The organism is Niveispirillum sp. GW835-FHT14G11, from assembly GCF_058793615.1.
On sequence record NZ_JBXAFZ010000009.1, the window covers coordinates 1 to 18,235 of the forward strand.

The 18,235-nt window shown below is 62.3% G+C and carries 16 protein-coding genes; 12 read left to right on the forward strand and 4 right to left on the reverse strand.

Going from position 1 to position 18,235, the window contains the following annotated elements:
• The 9 genes from AC1Q7F_RS17020 to AC1Q7F_RS17060 all read left to right on the forward strand — a co-directional run.
• On the forward strand, nucleotides 1–885 hold an 885-nt coding region (locus AC1Q7F_RS17020; RefSeq protein WP_492508964.1), incomplete at its 5' end, for an electron transfer flavoprotein subunit alpha/FixB family protein.
• Nucleotides 886–1,029: 144 nt separating this feature from the next.
• Nucleotides 1,030–1,902 (forward strand): 3-hydroxybutyryl-CoA dehydrogenase, encoded by an 873-nt coding sequence (locus AC1Q7F_RS17025; RefSeq protein ID WP_492508966.1) that lies wholly within the window; start codon nucleotides 1,030–1,032, stop codon nucleotides 1,900–1,902.
• Nucleotides 1,903–2,318: 416 nt separating this feature from the next.
• On the forward strand, nucleotides 2,319–3,347 hold the full coding sequence (locus AC1Q7F_RS17030; protein ID WP_492508968.1) for a substrate-binding domain-containing protein: 1,029 nt from the start codon (nucleotides 2,319–2,321) through the stop codon (nucleotides 3,345–3,347).
• A gap of 26 nt (nucleotides 3,348–3,373) precedes the next feature.
• Entirely contained in the window at nucleotides 3,374–4,126 is a 753-nt protein-coding gene (locus AC1Q7F_RS17035; RefSeq protein WP_492508970.1) for a hypothetical protein, read from the forward strand.
• Between the two features lie 160 nt (nucleotides 4,127–4,286).
• A complete protein-coding gene (locus AC1Q7F_RS17040; RefSeq protein ID WP_492508972.1) occupies nucleotides 4,287–5,996 on the forward strand; it encodes a L,D-transpeptidase family protein in 1,710 nt (569 codons plus the stop codon).
• Between the two features lie 270 nt (nucleotides 5,997–6,266).
• Entirely contained in the window at nucleotides 6,267–6,929 is a 663-nt protein-coding gene (gene mepK, locus AC1Q7F_RS17045) for a peptidoglycan L,D-endopeptidase MepK (protein WP_492508974.1), read from the forward strand.
• Between the two features lie 81 nt (nucleotides 6,930–7,010).
• Entirely contained in the window at nucleotides 7,011–7,853 is an 843-nt protein-coding gene (gene mepA, locus AC1Q7F_RS17050) for a penicillin-insensitive murein endopeptidase (protein ID WP_492508976.1), read from the forward strand.
• A 238-nt stretch (nucleotides 7,854–8,091) separates the two neighbouring features.
• A complete protein-coding gene (locus AC1Q7F_RS17055) occupies nucleotides 8,092–9,135 on the forward strand; it encodes a hypothetical protein (RefSeq protein ID WP_492508978.1) in 1,044 nt (347 codons plus the stop codon).
• A 2-nt stretch (nucleotides 9,136–9,137) separates the two neighbouring features.
• Nucleotides 9,138–9,461 carry a hypothetical protein gene (locus AC1Q7F_RS17060; RefSeq protein ID WP_492508980.1) on the forward strand — a complete coding sequence of 108 codons (324 nt, stop codon included), beginning with the start codon at nucleotides 9,138–9,140 and terminating at the stop codon, nucleotides 9,459–9,461.
• 27 nt (nucleotides 9,462–9,488) lie between these two features.
• Here AC1Q7F_RS17060 and ilvD read toward each other — a convergent pair whose 3' ends face one another.
• Nucleotides 9,489–11,348, reverse strand: coding sequence for a dihydroxy-acid dehydratase (ilvD, locus tag AC1Q7F_RS17065; RefSeq protein WP_492508982.1), 1,860 nt, complete (start codon nucleotides 11,346–11,348; stop codon nucleotides 9,489–9,491).
• Nucleotides 11,349–11,478: 130 nt separating this feature from the next.
• Nucleotides 11,479–12,705: an MFS transporter gene (locus AC1Q7F_RS17070; protein ID WP_492508984.1), complete on the reverse strand. Its 1,227-nt coding sequence runs from the start codon at nucleotides 12,703–12,705 to the stop codon at nucleotides 11,479–11,481.
• Nucleotides 12,706–12,893: 188 nt separating this feature from the next.
• On the opposite strand from AC1Q7F_RS17070, the gene xth reads away from it, so the two are divergent.
• Together xth and AC1Q7F_RS17080 are read left to right on the forward strand one after the other, a co-directional pair.
• Nucleotides 12,894–13,688 carry an exodeoxyribonuclease III gene (gene xth / locus AC1Q7F_RS17075; RefSeq protein WP_492508986.1) on the forward strand — a complete coding sequence of 265 codons (795 nt, stop codon included), beginning with the start codon at nucleotides 12,894–12,896 and terminating at the stop codon, nucleotides 13,686–13,688.
• Nucleotides 13,689–13,883: 195 nt separating this feature from the next.
• Complete coding sequence (locus tag AC1Q7F_RS17080) at nucleotides 13,884–14,321, forward strand: hypothetical protein (RefSeq protein WP_492508988.1); 438 nt, start codon at nucleotides 13,884–13,886, stop codon at nucleotides 14,319–14,321.
• Between the two features lie 12 nt (nucleotides 14,322–14,333).
• Here the strand turns inward: AC1Q7F_RS17080 and AC1Q7F_RS17085 are convergent, their stop codons facing one another.
• Complete coding sequence (locus tag AC1Q7F_RS17085; protein WP_492508990.1) at nucleotides 14,334–16,058, reverse strand: sensor histidine kinase; 1,725 nt, start codon at nucleotides 16,056–16,058, stop codon at nucleotides 14,334–14,336.
• A 33-nt stretch (nucleotides 16,059–16,091) separates the two neighbouring features.
• Nucleotides 16,092–16,862, reverse strand: coding sequence for an alpha/beta hydrolase (locus AC1Q7F_RS17090; protein WP_492508992.1), 771 nt, complete (start codon nucleotides 16,860–16,862; stop codon nucleotides 16,092–16,094).
• 18 nt (nucleotides 16,863–16,880) lie between these two features.
• Between AC1Q7F_RS17090 and AC1Q7F_RS17095 the strand changes: the two genes are divergently transcribed.
• On the forward strand, nucleotides 16,881–18,095 hold the full coding sequence (locus AC1Q7F_RS17095; protein ID WP_492508994.1) for a glycosyltransferase family 4 protein: 1,215 nt from the start codon (nucleotides 16,881–16,883) through the stop codon (nucleotides 18,093–18,095).
• Nucleotides 18,096–18,235: the final 140 nt, after the last annotated feature.

Sequence of the window (18,235 nt, forward strand, 5' to 3'; positions counted from 1 at the left end):
CTGACCACCCTGGGTGCGGCCGCCAAGATCGGTGGCGAGACGCATATGCTGGTCGCCGGTTCCGGCGTGGCCGAGGCAGCCCAGGCCGCGGCCCAGGCGGCCGGCGTTTCCAAGGCCCTGGTCGCCGACGCTGCCGAATATGCCCACCCGCTGGCGGAGAATTTCGCGCCGCTGGTGGTGGCCGCCGTCAAGGCCGGCGGCTACAGCCATGTGCTGTTCACCGCCACGACCTTCGGCAAGAATCTGGCGCCGCGCGTCGCCGCCCTGCTGGATGTACAGCAGATCAGCGAAATCAGCGCGGTGATCGATGCCGACACGTTCGAACGGCCGATCTATGCCGGCAACGCCATCGCCACCGTGAAATCGTCCGACGCCATCAAGGTCATCACCGTGCGCGGCACGGCGTTCGAGGCGGCGGGCGAGACCGGTGGGGCCGGTACGGTTGAAGCCATTGCCGCCACCGGCGATGCCGGCCTGTCCAGCTTCGTCAGTGCCGAGCTGACCAAGTCGGAACGTCCGGAACTGACCAGCGCCCGCATCATCGTCTCGGGTGGCCGCGGCATGCAGTCGGGCGACAATTTCCCGCTGCTGGACGCGTTGGCTGACAAGCTGGGGGCGGCGGTCGGCGCATCCCGCGCGGCGGTGGATGCCGGTTTCGTGCCCAATGATTATCAGGTCGGCCAGACCGGCAAGATCGTGGCCCCGGAACTGTACATCGCCGTCGGCATCAGCGGCGCCATCCAGCATCTGGCCGGCATGAAGGACAGCAAGGTCATCGTCGCCATCAACAAGGACGAGGAGGCACCGATGTTCCAGGTCGCCGACTACGGCCTGGTTGGCGACCTGTTCAAGATCGTCCCGGAGCTGACAGAGGCGTTGGGGTGATCATGGGCAAGAACCTGCGCCAGGGCAAGCGGTCCCCGGCGCGGGTTTCCTGCCGAATGATTGGACGAATGTCGCCGGGACGCGGGGCGCGCGTTCATGCGACAACTATCACAGACAGAATTCCAACCCTGAATGGGGACTGCGATGATCGAGAAGGTGGGTGTGATCGGGGCCGGCCAGATGGGCAGCGGCATCACGCAGGTCTGCGCCGCGGCGGGCCTGTCGGTGGCGCTGTCGGACATCAATGCCGAACAGCTGACCAGCGCCGTGGCCGGCATCGCCCGCAATCTCGAACGCCAGGTCGCCAAGGGCAAGCTGATTGAGGCGGAGAAGGACGCAGCCCTGGCGCGCATCACCATTTCCACCGACCTGTCCGTGTTCAAGGACAGCGATCTGGTGGTGGAGGCGGCGACCGAGTCGGAGGATGTCAAGCGCCTGATCCTGAAGGCCTTGGTGCCCAACCTTTCGCCCACCGCCATCATCGCCACCAATACCAGCTCCATCTCCATCACCCGTCTGGCCGCCGCCACCGACCGGCCGCACCGCTTCATCGGCATGCATTTCATGAACCCGGTGCCGGTGATGCAACTGGTGGAGATCATCCGCGGCATCGCCACGGATGACGAAACCTTCCAGCTGATCAAGGCGCTGACGGCCCGGCTGGGCAAGACGGCGGCCATGGCGGAGGATTTCCCCGCCTTCATCGTCAACCGCATCCTGCTGCCCATGATCAACGAGGCGGTCTATACGCTGTATGAGGGCGTGGGCGGGGTGGAGGCCATCGACACGGCCATGAAGCTGGGCGCCAACCACCCGATGGGCCCGCTGGAACTGGCCGATTTCATCGGTCTGGACACCTGCCTGTCGATCATGCAGGTCCTGCATGAGGGCCTGTCCGACAGCAAGTACCGCCCCTGCCCGCTGATGGTGAAATATGTCGAGGCGGGCTGGCTGGGCCGCAAGGTCGGCCGCGGCTTCTACGACTATTCCGGCCCGGTCCCGCGCCCGACGCGGTGAGATCGTCACTCATCAGCAATTCGGATATCAAACGCCAGCCGGCCCTACACCGGCTGGCGTTTTCATTGCTGCCGGCGCCTGTGGCCTTATTGTTCAAATTGGCATATTATGTTATCTTCTTATAGGTGAGTTTGTCATTCACATGAGCATCCATCTCAAATAAAAAATTGAGCTGTTTCCATCATTTGCCCCCATTCCTTGATAAGTGGGAATCCCGGAAAGATTTCGAGCCTAAAGCTTCCGTTAGGCTTCCACCCACATCTGGATTCCCGCTTTTATGAGAATGACAACACGTAGGACAATTTACCAAGGGCGGATGGGCATGGGCTGACTGGCAGCATGATTGGGCAGATATCACAACCTGAAAAGATGCACCCAACCGGTTTCCCGTTTTCAACGCTTAAAGGTGGCTGACAATGTCCTGGAAAGCTGTGCTTGGTATGGCATTAACCTTTGTCCTACTCAGCAGCATACATGCCTTTGCTGAAGTTGTTGTCATAAGTGATAAATTTTCGAATGCGCCACTCGATAACAATCTTCCAACGGTTAAAATAAAAATGGAGAGCCGACATTTTACCAGAAATTTGTTGTGCGGGAAAATCCAAATGGAAAATAACTTGGATGACTACGTCATAATAACGGAAGAGATTTCCTTTTCTGAATTAAAAAATTGTCACTATGATAGAAATTTGGTCTCTGAATTTTTTGTTGGATATGATTCCGCTATATTGACGAGTACGAATAAGGAGATTCTGTCCAACAAGAACTTTACCGTGGCGCATATATGGCTTGCCATTGCCGCAGAGGTGCCAGTGAATGGCCAAATTGTCAATAATCCATATAAAACATGGTCGCAAATAGATAATCAGCTTCCAAATATACCAATTGAAATTTTTATTCCTCCACCGACTGATAATATAAGAAGTATGATTGACAAAACAGTAATTATTACTGGGTGTATGAAATCGGGAAAAATACAAAATTCAAATACACAATCTTGTACAAAACTGAGAAATGACGGAATAGTATCAGAATCTGGTGAAACGGACCATATTTCTTATGAAAACTCCATTTCGATAACAGACTATAAAAGCTATAAGCAGAGTAAATTTAATTATTCAAAGCTCGGAAATATTGCATTGGATGGCGTTCATCCATCTCCTGAGACCATCGCCGAGGCGAAGTACCCGGCAATTTTGCCGATATATGCCTATATAAAGCGAAATCCAATTTCCCCATCATCGCTGAATGATGCGCTTTCGGCGCTAGGGCGGGCTACTTCGCCGAATGGCCGCCTCGAGCAGCTCAACATGATGATCGCGCCCCGCCCCGACGATAAATGCGACCCACCCAAGCCACGATGCCCGAAGGATGGCAACTGTCCCCAAAGCATGCGGCCACCGGTTCTCCATTGCTGCCCCAAGAACGGCAATTGCCCGCAATAAGCTGCAAGTGCAAGGAGGCTATAATCATGTCAACCCCGGAAAATCCCGCCAATCAGGCCATCGATTTGTCGGGCCCGCAGAAATTCAACATCTTCGGCTATGAAATCGGCGAATGGTCGACGGGTTTGGCCCTGATCCTGTCCATCGTCGGTCTGCTATGGCAGGCGACGTCATGGTTCATCGGTGCCGATATCTCCCTGCTGCCGTTCCAGACTGTGGAGTTCACCTGTCCGCTCAGCACGGATGAGAATGGAGGGGAAACGATCTGCAATCCCGATCGCCCCTACCTCATTCTTGCGGTCGGTCGGTTGAATGTCGTGAATTCAGGATCTGATGGGTACGACACGTTCATCGATGCCGGCCAAGTGAAGATCGACTTCCTCAATAAAGATCAGAAATCCTTGAAATCCATCACCTTGCAGGCCCTGTATTTCTCCGACCGTACCGACAGCGGGACGTCGCAGGTTGCAGCATCCCCCCTTTATGTCAAGGCAGGGTCGGTATCAAGCACCGAGGTTGAATATTATCCGCGCAAACTGATCAACAAGGAAGGGGCGGTTGATCGACGTAACTTCCTCTCCTACGATGACTTCAAAAAGCTCGTATCGGTCGGCGAAAGTCAGAATTCTGTAAAATACATTGAAATAATTATGGAAATTAATGAGATAGAAGATAAACATAAGGAATACAAAATTCAATGTAAATTGCAGATTGACGATGAATTCAGGAATAATGCAATGGACCCCGAGAGGCTGAATTTCATCAGGGACTGCATGTAAAGGCGCGGCACGTAGCTGACGATTTCACCAGATCTTGATTCTGGAAAGCATGGCTAGTCCAACGAGATCGGGGTCTAGCCGGTGCACCCAGCCTGCTCTATCCAATCTTTCGGGGGGGTGGTACGCTGTTGCACCTGTGTTGTGTCCGTCGGAGATGCTGGTGCGTGTTGTCGCGTTATGTTGCCTGGGCGCCCTGCTACTGACCGCCCCCGCGCTGGCGGCACCCCCAGGCCCCGACTTCCCCAGCGCCCTGCAGCAGCGGTTGAACAGCGGGGTCGGCACGCCGGAGAATGACCGCGACAGCCAGGATCTGCTGACGCTCGGCCGTTTCTATGAGAAGCGGCAGTACGCGCCGGCCTGGATGGAACAGGGCCAGCCCTCGCCCCGCGCCCGCCTGCTGCTGATGGCCCTGCAGAAGGCCGCGTCGGAGGGGTTGAACCCGTCCGATTATGGCGTAGCCCGCATCGCCACCCTGCTGGAACGGGGCGACAGCCCCGATGCCCTGGCGGAGCTGGAGGTGATGCTGTCGCATGGCGCCCTGGATTATGGCCGCGATCTGGCCACCGGCCGGCTGGCCCCCATGGCCATCGACAGCGAGCTTTATGTCGAAAAGCGGGAGATCGACCTTCTAACCTTGCTGAGCCGGCTGGCCATGCTGCCCGATCCGGGTGTGGAACTGGCCGAACTGCCGCCGCGCCGGGCGGAGTACCAGCGCCTGAAGGGCGCCCTGCAGCTTTATCGTGAGCTGGCGGCGGCCGGCGGATGGAAACCCGTGCCCCTGGCCGAAGCCTCGCTGAAGCCCGGCGGCAATGATGAGCGGCTGCCGGCGCTGAGGGCCCGGCTGCATGTCACGGGCGAACTGCCGGCCGACGCACCCGTGCCGGAAGACCCGAGCCTGTTTGATGAGGCAACCATTGCGGCCCTGAAAATCTTCCAGGCCCACCATGGGCTGGAACCGGATGGGGTGCTGGGCCGGCAGACGCTGCTGGCACTCAACATCACGGCCGAACAGCGCGTGGCCCAGATCGCCATGAACATGGAACGCTGGCGCTGGATGCCGGTGGATATGGGCCCGTCCTATATCCTGGTCAATCTGGCCGCCTTCCATCTGTCGATCTTTGAGCAGGGGACGGTGGTGCACGAGGCGCGTGTGGTGGTGGGCACCAGTTCCACCCGCACACCGGTATTTTCACGCAAGATGAGCTATCTGGAGGTCAATCCCTATTGGCATGTCCCGGCCAAGATCGTGCGGGACGAGATTTTCCCCAAGGCCAAGCGCGACCCCTCCTATCTGGCCCAGCATAATTATGAACTGCTGTCCGACTGGACGGAATCGGCCGTGCCGGTCGATCCCAGGACGCTGGACTGGGCGCACATGACGCGGCTGCCCTATCGCGTGCGCCAGGCGCCGGGCGACAAGAACAGTCTGGGCCGCATCAAGATGATGTTCCCCAACCAGTTCGACGTGTACCTGCACGACACGCCATCCAAAAGCCTGTTCAACCGCGCCAACCGCAGCTTCAGCCATGGCTGCATCCGGGTGGAGCATCCGTTCGACGTAGCGGAGGTCATCCTGCGCCTGTCGGGCACCAGTGACTGGCCGCGCACCCGTCTGGATGAGGCACTGGCCAGCGGACAGCGCACCGTGGTGCGCCTGAAGCAGCCTATCCCCATCCATATCAGCTATGTCACATCCTTCGTGGCCGATGATGGATCGGTGAATTTCCGGTCCGACATCTATGGCCGCGACCGCAAGCTGGCCACGGCCATAAGGGCATCACGCGTGAAGTGGGATGCGGTGGAAGCCGAAGCCCGCATGGCCCCCGGCGGGGCCGCCGCCGGACGGGGTAGCGACAGCGGCAGCCGCTGATCACCCGGCCGGGGTGACCAATGGTCGGAGTATCTGACCAATGGTACGGCGGCGCCCGGCGATTGAGGGCGCAAGGTGATGAGTCCTTAAGAGATAGGCTGGAAATAGGCCGGAAGGGTGGATTTCCGCTTGCACCGTCTATGTCGTTCTGCCATGACTGCAATTGTGTCCTGCTTGTGACGCGGGACATTTGGCGAAATCTTGGACGAGAGTGTCTCTGGCGCAACGGACGCCGGGGTGGCTACTTCGGGGCTTGAGGGGGCAAGGGGCATGGTGGCACGGCCGAACATTATCGACCTGACCATTGGACATGAGTCCGTTTCCCCGCCGCAGCCGTCCATTTCCCCCGTCATCGATTTGGGTGCCGATACCGGCCGCCGCGGCTTCCTGCGCGGCCTGGGTGGCCTGTTCCTGGGTGCCGGGGCGGCCATCGCCGCCCCCACCATCATCACCAATCCCGCTGACGCCGCCCCGGTCAGCGCCCCGCGCCGGCAGCTGTCCTTCGTGTCGCTGCACACGAATGAGAAGCTGAAGGTCACGTACTTCACCAACGGTTCCTATGACCGTTCGGCCCTGAAGGACGTGAACCACATGCTGCGCGACTGGCGCACGGGCGAAGTGGGCAGGATGGACCCCAAGCTGCTGGACCTGCTGTTCCAGCTGCGCCAGCGCCTGCGCACGGAAGAGCCGTTCCAGATCATTTCCGGCTATCGCTGCCCCAAGACCAACGCCATGCTGGCATCGAAGTCGGAAGGCGTGGCCACCAAGAGCCTGCATATGGAAGGCAAGGCCATCGACATCACCATGGCCGGCCGGCAGCTGAGCCGCATCCGCCAGGAAGCCCTGAACCTGCGGCTGGGTGGCGTCGGCATCTATTCCAAGACCGGTTTCGTGCATGTCGATACCGGCCGCGTCCGCCAGTGGGGCGTGTGACGCCTCTCCCATACGAGACCTGCTGTCCTCTGGCCCGCCTCTGCTAAGATGCGGGCCGGTTCGTTTTCGAGCGGAGGCATCATGCGTCGGGTGGGATGGGGGCTTCTGGCCCTGGCTCTGGGCTCCGGCCCCAGCTTCGCTGCCGATAGCACGGCACCGGCCCCCCAGACCCTGCGCACGCCCGGCAAGGGCGACCCGGAGCCCATCGGTTCCTACGCCAATGGCTGCGTCCGTGGTGCGGTGTCGCTACCGACGGATGGAAAGGGGTTCCAGGTGATGAACCTGTCCCGCCGCCGCAATTACGGCCATCCCAGCCTGATCACCTATCTGAAGGCCCTGGCGGCGGAGGTGGAGCGGGAACAGCTGGGCATCCTGTCGGTGGGTGACCTGTCCATGGTGCGCGGCGGGCGCATGCCCACCGGTCATGCCAGCCACCAGATGGGGTTGGACGCCGATATCTGGTTCCCGCTGGACCTAGGCCGCCTGCCCGTCACGGACCGGGAGCGGGAGGATTTCGCCAGCATGGTCGATCCCAAGGCGCAGCGGGTGAACAGCAATTTCGGCCCCGCCCAGGTGCGGCTGCTGCGGCTGGCAGCATCGGCCCCCACCGTCACCCGCATCTTCGTGAACCCCGCCATCAAGCTGGCCCTGTGCCAGGGGGAGAAGGGCGACAGGGCCTGGCTGGGCAAGCTGCGCCCCTGGTTCGGCCATGCCGCCCATTTCCATGTCCGGCTGGCCTGCCCGCCCAATGCCGGCCAATGCGCGGCACAGGAAGCCCCGCCCGAGGGCGATGGCTGCGGCGAGGAACTGCTGAGCTGGTTCAGGCCGCCCCCGCCCTCCACCGGCCCCACCCCGCCGCCAAAGCCACCCCCGCCACCGCCGGCCGCCTGTCTGGCGCTGTATGCGGAGAAAGACCTCCCGTAGGTCGAACACGCAAACCCGCCCCCTGGTGTCGTGCGGTCGCCGCGAGGCGGCTTCATCACCATACACACCTTGTTGCGCTGAAATAGCATATATCTATATCTCCTTTATGATTAAATATTTGTTGAAACATTCCTGAAAATTTATATTCTTCAGACGTAATTTCCCTTTGGGTGTCAAATACTGGCGATATGCAACACTCCGATCAACGCGGTGACGATAGAGGTGGGATATGTCAACCATGCACCGTCCGGCGCTCGCATTGCTCACGTTGCTTCTGACGGGCTGCGGCACAAATGCCTTGCGGATCGAATATGCGACGGATGTCGTGTCCAAGGCTAGGACGACGGTCGAGGTCTATAATCAATACCTTATGAAAGTAAATGAAAGGCGCATAGCGCTGAATATCGAGATCATTTCCTTGGACCCCGCCTGTATTCCGAACGAGATCATATATAAAAATCCGGCAAATATTGCATTGCTGGAAAAATCGTTGGAAAAGAACAAAGACGCATATCCCAGGGGCTGGCTATGCGAAACGGCAGATGAAAAAATTAGATCCAGCCAGAACAAGATGTCGATTGCACCGGTTGGCAATGAAGTTTACCCGACATTGCTGCTGCTGAAATCCATCAGTTCCTATGCTGCCGGTATTGCCAAGATAATCGACGGCAAGGCTCCGGATCCGCTCAAGGACATCAACGAGGCCCTGGCCTTGGCCAGGTCTGCGGAAAAGCTGCTCTCGAACCTGACATCTGTTCCGACCCTGATACCGGCCGGCAACGACAAGCGCCTATCGGCAGTCGGTGCCTTCATAAAGTTGCTTTCTGGTCTGGCCGATGAGCAAAAGAAGGTGGAGGATCTTCAGAAATACCTGAAGGAGAACGCAATAAGCAAAGGCATCATCGTCAATTTGCAAGATCATTTAGAGACGTGGACAGGATTATTGAAATCAGATCAAAATCTACAATCTGGTTTATCCACTGTACTTGTCGGTGTTTTCCAGAGGGTGGATCCACCACTGCCAATTGCTCGTCGTCGCGAAATGGCGGCTCGCTATTATGAAACCAAGGCGGAAACATCGAATATCGATATCGTGCACGCAGCGGTAGACGCCGCTCTGACGGAGCTTTCAAAAACAGACGAGAATTTTCAGCGGATAATGGAGGAATCTCCAAAACTCACGGAAGAAGAAAAGCGAAGAAAGCTTGAAATAGAACGGAAAAGGATTGGCGAGATATTCGACGGCATCACGAATATCCTGATATCATTCAAAGGAGCGTGATCATGGCGACGAAAAAAGCCCTGCGCGGCGCGTTCAACAGCCTTTCCGACACGCTGGCGAGCCGCTTCAGCCCGAGTTTTCCGGAAGATGTCGCGGGCAGGTGGCTGGGTGTCATGGTCCATGCGGCAGCGGTCGGGCGCCGGATATCCGAATGGCATGCGCTGCCGGACAGTTCCGACCAGTATGACGCGGTCATCAAGTTGTTGAGCGAAGCGGCCAACGCGCTCGCGGCGGCCGATGAGGACCACGAGCGCATGGCCGCCTTGAACCTTGCGGAGGCGGCGCTGGACAGTTTGGACAGGCTCCTCGACAACCCTCCCGCATAGACGCCTTCCGTGTAGAGGCAATGCCCCTCACTTCCGCCGCGTCAACTGCCCCACATCACGCACGGCCCCCTTGGCGGCCGAAGTGGTCAGCGCCGCATAGGCCTTCAGCGCCTGGGAGACATAGCGCTCGCGCTTCTCGGTGGGCTGCCAGGCGGCCTGTCCCTTGGCCTCTTCGGCTTCACGACGGCGGGCCAGTTCTTCGTCCGACACGGCCAGATGGATGCGGCGGTTGGGGATGTCGATTTCGATCCGGTCGCCTTCCTGCACCAGGCCGATGGTGCCGCCCTCGGCGGCTTCCGGGCTGGCATGGCCGATGGACAGGCCCGACGTGCCGCCGGAGAAGCGGCCATCGGTGATCAGGGCGCAGGCCTTGCCCAGCCCCTTCGACTTTAGATAGCTGGTCGGATACAGCATCTCCTGCATGCCGGGCCCGCCCTTGGGCCCTTCATAGCGGATCAGCACCACGTCGCCGGCCTGGATGCGGTTGCCCAGAATGGCGGACACCGCCGCATCCTGGCTTTCGAACACACGGGCCGGCCCCGCGAAGACCAGGGAGGACGCATCCACACCCGCCGTCTTCACGATGCAGCCCTCTTCCGCCAGATTGCCGAACAGCACGGCCAAGCCGCCATCCTTGGAGAACGCGTTCTCCGTGGTGCGGATCACGCCCTTGGCGCGGTCCAGGTCCAGTTCCTGATACCGGCTGGCCTGGCTGAAGGCCATTGTGGTGCGCACGCCGCCGGGGGCGGCCTTGAAGAAATGCTGCACGTCGGGATTGTTGGTCTGGGCCACGTCCCAGCGGGCCAGCGCCTCGGCCAGCGACGGGGCGTCGATGCGCTTCACATCCGTGTGCAGCAGGCCGCCGCGCGCCAGTTCACCCAGGATGCCCATGATGCCGCCGGCCCGGTGCACATCCTCGATATGCACGTCGGCCACGGCCGGCGCCACCTTGCAGATATTGGGCACGCGGCGCGACAGCCGGTCGATGTCGGCCATGGTGAAATTCACCTCGCCCTCATGCGCGGCGGCCAGCAGGTGCAGCACGGTGTTGGTCGACCCGCCCATGGCGATGTCCAGCGCGATGGCATTCTCGAACGCCTGGAAGGTGGCGATGGAACGCGGCAGCACGCCGTCATCGTCCCCCTCGTAATATTGCCTGGCCAGACCGACGATGCGGCGGCCGGCTTCCTCGAACAGGCGGCGGCGGTCGGCATGGGTGGCCAGCACGGTGCCATTGCCGGGCAGCGCCAAACCGAGGGCCTCCGTCAGGCAGTTCATGGAATTGGCGGTGAACATGCCGGAGCAGGAACCGCAGGTCGGGCAGGCCGACCGTTCGATGACCTTGACCTCTTCATCGCTGTACTTGTCGTCGGCGGCGGCGACCATGGCGTCGATCAGGTCGATGGCGATCTCCTTGCCTTTGACCTGCGCCTTGCCAGCTTCCATCGGGCCGCCCGACACGAAGATGGTGGGGATGTTGAGGCGCAGTGCGGCCATCAGCATGCCCGGCGTGATCTTGTCGCAGTTGGAGATGCAGACCAGGGCGTCGGCGCAATGGGCATTGACCATGTACTCCACCGCGTCGGCGATCACCTCGCGCGAGGGCAGGGAATAGAGCATGCCGTCATGGCCCATGGCGATGCCGTCATCCACCGCGATGGTGTTGAATTCCTTGGCCACGCCGCCGGCGGCATAGACCTCTTCCGCCACCAGCTGGCCCAGATCCTTCAGATGCACATGGCCGGGCACGAACTGGGTGAAGGAATTGGCGATGGCCACGATGGGCTTGCCGAAATCCTCGTCCTTCATGCCGGTGGCACGCCACAGGCCACGGGCGCCGGCCATGTTGCGGCCATGGGTGCTTTTGCGGGAGCGAAGCTGCGGCACGGGGGTATTCCTTCAGGCTTGGTACGAAGATTTCAAAAATGGATCGCTGCTGGACAGAATAATATGAACGCGGCCGCCAAACCGCATCCAACATTCCTGCAACCCGTATATGACACCATCAGGGGCCGGTTCAAGCCGCCGCAGCCGCCAGTGTCACGGCCAGGGCGCGGCGGCGCACGACACGTTCGGCGAATTCCGACAGGCCGATCAGGATCACCATGCCCAGCACCAGCCAGACGGGCAGCACCACCAGCCCCAGATGCTGGGCCAGCCAGCCCAGCGCGCCCGGCACCAGGGTGGCACCCGCCCCCGCCGCCGTCATCTGGAACCCCACCGCATGCGGGGCGATTGCATCACCCACCCGCAGCGGGGTCAGGGAGACCAAGGTGGGGAAGGTCGGCGCCAGACCGAAACCCAGGCCCAGTGCCGCCGCCATGCCCACGGCCGGCGTGGGGAACCAGGCGAACAGGCATGCCGACACCAGGGCGATGGCCAGCCCGGCGCGCAGTGCTGTCAGCGGCCTTACCCGCGCCGTCACCTGCCCGAACACCAGCCGCCCGAAGGTCAGCGCCCCCCAATAGAGCCCGGCGATGGTGCCGGCCGTCCCCACATCGATCCCGTGCTGGCGGGTCAGCAGCGTGAACAGCCATTGGCCGGCCGCCATCTCCACCCCGCAATAGACCATGAACAGCCCGGCATTCAGCCACAGCACCGGGTGGCGCATTGCGGCGGCAAACGGTGCCACGGCCATGGCCGCCGCACCCTCCGGCGAAGAGCCATCACGCCCTTCCTCCCAACGCCGCATGGTCAGCAGGAACATCAGCCCCATCGCACCCAACAGGACGGCAATCAGGGCATAGCCCCAACGCCAGCCGGCCCCGCCGGTGATCGCCGCCGTCATCAGCAGTGGCCCGGCCGTGGCGCCCAGGCCCCAGGACCCGTGCAGCCAGTTCATGACGCGGGGGCTGAAGCGGCGGGCCCCATAGAGATTGATGCCGGTATCAATGGCCCCGCTGGCCAGCCCGCCCAGGATGGCGGCCGGGATCAGCAGATAGAAGGAGGGGGTGAGCGCATAGGTCAGGAGTGTGGTGACCATGGCGGCACTGCTGACCACCAGCACCAGGCCCAGCCCGGCGCGCCGCACCAAAGAGCCGCCGGCCAGACCGGAGAACAGGTAACCACCCGTGCCGCAGACCAGCAGGATGCCCAGATTGCCCAGCGGCCGGTCGAACGCCTCGCGGATGAAAGGCCATGTCACGCCGGGCAGCCCGTCGGGCAGGCCCAGGCTGATGAAGGCCAGGAACGCCATGGCGATCAGGGCGACCGGCATGCTGGAACGGGGGCGGGGAGGGGTCATGATTCTGGCGGCGGGGGGCAGCAGAGGGATCGATACCATGGGGTCAGCATCAGGGACAAGGCATGCCCCGGTATGGCTGGGGGTGCCGCAGCGCGGACAGGCCCCGATGGTCTTCGCCGGTCTGGACAGGGACGGCCCGCCCGCCTAATCCTGTCGCACCCCCATCCCCGACGCCTGAGGTCCCGCCCGTGCGTATCGCCACCTGGAACATCAATTCCGTCCGCCTGCGCATCGACATCGTGGGCAAGCTGCTGGACGAGCATAAGCCCGACATCCTGTGCCTGCAGGAAACCAAGGTGGTGGACGACGCCTTCCCGCGCGCCGCCTTCAAGGATCGCGGGTACGAGCATATCCATATCCACGGGATGAAGAGCTATAACGGCGTGGCCATCCTGTCGCGCATCCCGTTCTCGTCCAGCGATATCCGCCATTCCTGCGGTAAGGAGGATTGCCGCCACGTCCTGGCCACACTGCAGAACGGAGTGGAGATCCATAATCTCTACATCCCCGCCGGCGGCGACATTCCCGACCCGGCCGTGAACGACAAGTTCGCCCACAAGCTCCAGTTCCTGGATGAGATGCAGGCCTGGTTCCAGGAAAAGCGTTCGCCGAACCAGCCGATGATTCTGGTGGGCGATCTGAACATCGCACCGCTGGAACATGATGTCTGGTCGCACAAGCAGCTGCTGGACGTCGTCTCCCACACGCCGATCGAGGTGGAGAAGCTGACGGCGTTGCAGAACAGCCTGAACTGGGTCGATGCCGTGCGCCATTTCGTGCCGGCCGATGAAAAGCTCTACAGCTGGTGGTCCTATCGCGCCGCCGACTGGAACCTGTCCAACAAGGGCCGCCGACTGGACCATATCTGGGTCACCCCGCCACTGGCCACGGGGCTGAAGGGCCAGACCATCCTGCGCGAGGCGCGCGGCTGGGAACCCAAGCCCAGCGACCATGTGCCGGTGATCGTCGATCTGGATATCTGACCCGCTCCCCCTGGATACTGCCGCAATGGCCCGCCGGCCCCCCCGGCGGGCCTTTCTGCTTTCGCGCTTAAATTGTTTTCCTGTACATCCAAAGGTGGAAACCACCTGGACTCCATAAGACGTTCCTATATGATTGGTTGTTGCTTGGTCGCTTTGATGAAATCACAGATTGCTATGCCGACAAGGGGGAACCACATGTCCAATCACAAGCTCTGGATCGTCACCAACAACACGGGCGAGGATCTGGCCTTCAGGAACCTGGAATGCGCCGCCGACGATATGACCGTGGCCAAGGACGGGGCCAGCAACACGCCGGGCCAGAAGGGCAAGGGCTGCGACATCCCGGATTGCAGCGGACCGGAATGGTGGAACGAGCACCGGATGACCTTCACCTCCACCGACTATGAATTCAGCCTGTGGAAGGACAACAACATCATCTATTTCGCGGTGGGCGATACCTATCCCAACCCCCTGCCGCAGGGCGTGAAGGTCAGCGACAATGTCAACCTGACGATCTATCCCGGCAGCGACACCATCGAGGAGACCACCGACGGCGGCAAGAATATCGGCGTCGGCGACGTGCTGGTGAAGGTCGGCAAGGTGGTGGTCGAGGTGGTGGCGGCCGTCGTCTGAGCGACCGCCCTATCACACATGCAGCCGCGTCGGCAGCCGGATGCTGACGTTGGTGCCTTCGCCCGGCACGCTGTCGATGGACAGGGTGCCGCCATGCAGCTCCACCAGCGATTTGGCCACGGGCAGGCCCAGGCCCGTGCCTTCGGCGGTGCGGGTCAGGTGGCTGTTGACCTGGCGGAAGGGTTCCATGGCCATGGCCACCTCCGTCGGCGTCATGCCGCAGCCGGTATCGGCCACCCGCATCACCATGTAATCGTCGGGCCAGAGCGGGTCGCGCTCCACCGACACGGTGATGCTGCCGCCGGACGGGGTATATTTCACGGCATTGTTGATCAGGTTCAGCAGCACCTGGCGCAGCTTCATGGCATCGGCGCGCAAATGCGGGGCCTTTTCATCCGCCGATACGACGCGCATTTCCAGCGCCGCCGCCTCCACCCGCCCCCGCATCAGCCGCACGCATTCGGTGGCCAGGTTGGGCAGGTCCACCGGCTCCAGCCGCAATTCCATGCGCCCGGCCTCGATTTTCGACAAATCCAGGATGTCGTTGATCAGCGCCAGCAGATGCAGGCCGGAACTGCGGATATCCTCGGCATATTCGGCATATTTGGGGTTGCCCATCGGCCCGTGGATACGGTGCACCATCACTTCGGCAAAGCCGATGATGGCGTTCAGCGGCGTGCGCAGTTCGTGCGACGCCACGGCCAGGAACTGCGACTTGGCGGCCGTGGCCTGCTCGGCCTCCGCCCTGGCCACCCGCGCCGCTGTCTCGCTGGCTTCCAGCTTGGCGACATAGCGGCGAACCAGCACCACCAGGGCCAGCACCAGGATGGTGCCGAACGTGCCTTGCAAAAGCGTCTGGTTGCGGAACTGGCGGTAGGGCCGCAGCACATGGTCCATGTCCTGACCCACCGACACCAGCAGCCGCGTGCCGGCCAGCAGCTCATATGAGGCGATGCGATCCTCCCCGTCGATGGGGCTGACGGCGCGGATGATGCCATGGCCATCGCCCTCCCTGGCCGCCCCCACGTCGGGCAGATCGGGATAGGATTGTCCCACGATGCCGGGGGTGGAGGCGCCGCGGGCATAGACGGTGCCGTCCAGGTCCATCAGCGTGGCCACCGCGCCCAGATCCAGGTCCACGGCGGAGAAGAAGCCCGCGAAATATTCCGACAGCACGTCGCCGACAACCACGGCGATCAGGCTGCCGTCCGGTGCCTCCACCCGCACCCAGAAGGGGATGGAGGACATCAGCGGTGTGCGTCCGATGATCGGCTTGCCGAAACCCAGGCGCGGCGATCCCGGCTCCGTCGCCTGACGGAAATAATCGCTGTCGGACATGTCCAGGCCCACGGCCCCCGGCCGCGTGGCATCCACGACGATGCCGCGCGCATCCATGATGCCCAGGAATTTCGACACCCGGTCCAGCCCCGCCACGCGGCGGCGCATCACCTCCAGATCGGCGGGATAACCCGCCTCCACCCGGTCTGACACTTCCTGCAGCAACTGCTGCACCTGGCTGACGGTACGGCTGACATGCTGGCCGAAGGCGCGGGTCAGGTTGGCCGTGTCGCGCTCCGCATCGGCCAGGGCGTCAAGGTAGGAGGAATGGATCTGCCAACCGACGAGCAGCCACAACCCGCCCAGCACCATGGCCGACAGCAGGTTGATGCCGGTCCGGCCCAGCAGCGCCGGCGGCCGGCGGAAGCGGCCACCATCGTCTCGGGTTCTTTGTCCCATCAAACGGTTGTATAACATGCGGCGATGGCCGCGTCACGCCACCACCAATTCGCCCGCCAGTTGCAGCATCAGGGCCAGATCCGTGTCACGCGACAGGCGATGGTCGCCATCCTTGACCAGCGTGACCCGTACATCCTCTGTTTCCAGAGCGTCGGCCAGTTCCAGACTGGTGCGCCAGGGAATGTCCGGATCGCGCTGCCCATGCAGCAGCCGCACGGGGCAGCGGATGGGAATGGGACCCGGCAGCAGCAGATGGTCCCGCGCCTCCTCCAGCAGATGGCGGGTGATCGGGTATCCGGCCGGGTCATAGGCCGATGGCGCGATGAACCGCCCGTCGCGTTCCAGCGCTTCGATCTCCGCCGGCCCCAGGCGCGGCCAGATCATCCGCTCGGTGAAATCCGGTGCCGGCGCGATGCCCAACAGCCCCACCACCCGTTCCGGCCGCAGCAGCGCCAGCAGCAGGGCGATCCACCCGCCCATGGAGGACCCGACCAGGATCTGCGGCCCCTGGGCCACCTGATCCAGCACCGCCAACGCATCACCGCGCCAGCGGCCGATGGATCCATCCGCCCAGTCACCCCCGCTCAACCCGTGGGCATGATAGTCGAAGCGGGTGAAGGCCCGGCCCCGCTCCCGCGCCCAGCGTTCCAGAGCCACGGCCTTGCCGCCGCCCATGTCGGAGCGGAAACCGGTCAGGAACAGCAACCCCGGCCCCACACCGGGACTGTGGCGATAGGCTATGGCGGTGCCGGCCCGATCCAGGCTATGTATCCCCACCTCGCCTTCCAAGGCTGTCCTGATCATTCGTCCGAAATCCCGCCCATGCCGCCCCAAGATGACGCCGGCACCCTAGCCGGCGATGTGCCGCCGGACAATCCCGGCCTCGACGCCGCCAGCCTGTTCGGCGGCGGCAAGCCCGTCATCCTGCAGATCATCCCCACGCTGGTCACCGGCGGGGCGGAGCGCGGCTGCATCGATATGGCGGCCGCCATCCAGCGGGCCGGTGGCACCGCCATCGTGGTATCGGCCGGCGGCGCCATGGCGCGCGAACTGGACCGGTATGGGGCCAAGCATATCCAGCTGCCAGTACAGTCCAAGAACCCGCTGACCATGCGCCGCAATGCCAAGAAACTGGTCGATCTGATCCGCCAGCACGGCGTCGACCTGATCCATGCCCGCTCCCGCGCCCCGGCCTGGAGCGCCTATTGGGCGGCAAAGGATACCGGCACCCCCTTCGTCACCACCTTCCACGCGCCCTATAACTTCAAGGGCCGACTGAAGAAATGGTATAATTCCGTCATGGCCAAGGGCGACCGGATCATCGCCGTCTCCCGCTTCGTGCAGGACCATGTGGCGACGGAATATGGCGTGGGCCCCGACCGGTTGCGCCTGATCCATCGCGGTGTGGATATCGACATCATGTCGCCCGACAAGGTGACCCAGGCCCGCATGGCGCAGCTGATCCAGCAATGGCGCCTGCCGGAGGATCAGCGCATCGTGCTGCTGCCCGGCCGCCTGACCCGCTGGAAGGGGCAGGGGGTACTGATCGACGCGATTGCCCGCCTGGGAAGGCCCGATGTGCGCGCCGTCCTGGTCGGCGACGATCAGGGCCGTGACGGGTATCGCCAGGAACTGGAGGACCATATCCGCCGCCTGAACCTGGGCGGACAGGTCACCATCGCCGGCCACTGCAACGACATGGCCGCCGCCTATATGCTGTCCGACATCGTGGTCAACGCGTCGGTCGAACCCGAAGCCTTCGGCCGCGTCATCGCCGAGGCCCAGGCCATGGGCCGCCCGGTCATCGTGTCGGATCTGGGCGCGGTGAAGGAAACGGTGATCAATGGCGAAACCGGCCTGGTGGTGCCACCGGGCGATCCCGACGCCCTGGCCGGCGCCATCCGCGCCGCCCTGGACCTGGACCCTTTGCAGCGCCAGGCCGTGGGTCTGGACGGCATGCGCCATGTCCGCGCCAACTTCACCAAGGCCGGCATGTGCGCCGCCACGCTCGCGGTCTATGCGGAGTTGCTGGGGTAGAGCCCGCCCCATTGCTGACTTTCTGGCGGCGGCATGCTATGATTGGCTCATCAACACTATAGGCATGTCCGCATTGTCCGGCGCCAGTCCAGGCCCCGTGCAACATGGAACGGTTTTGTGTTGCACGATGTTGCGTAAGG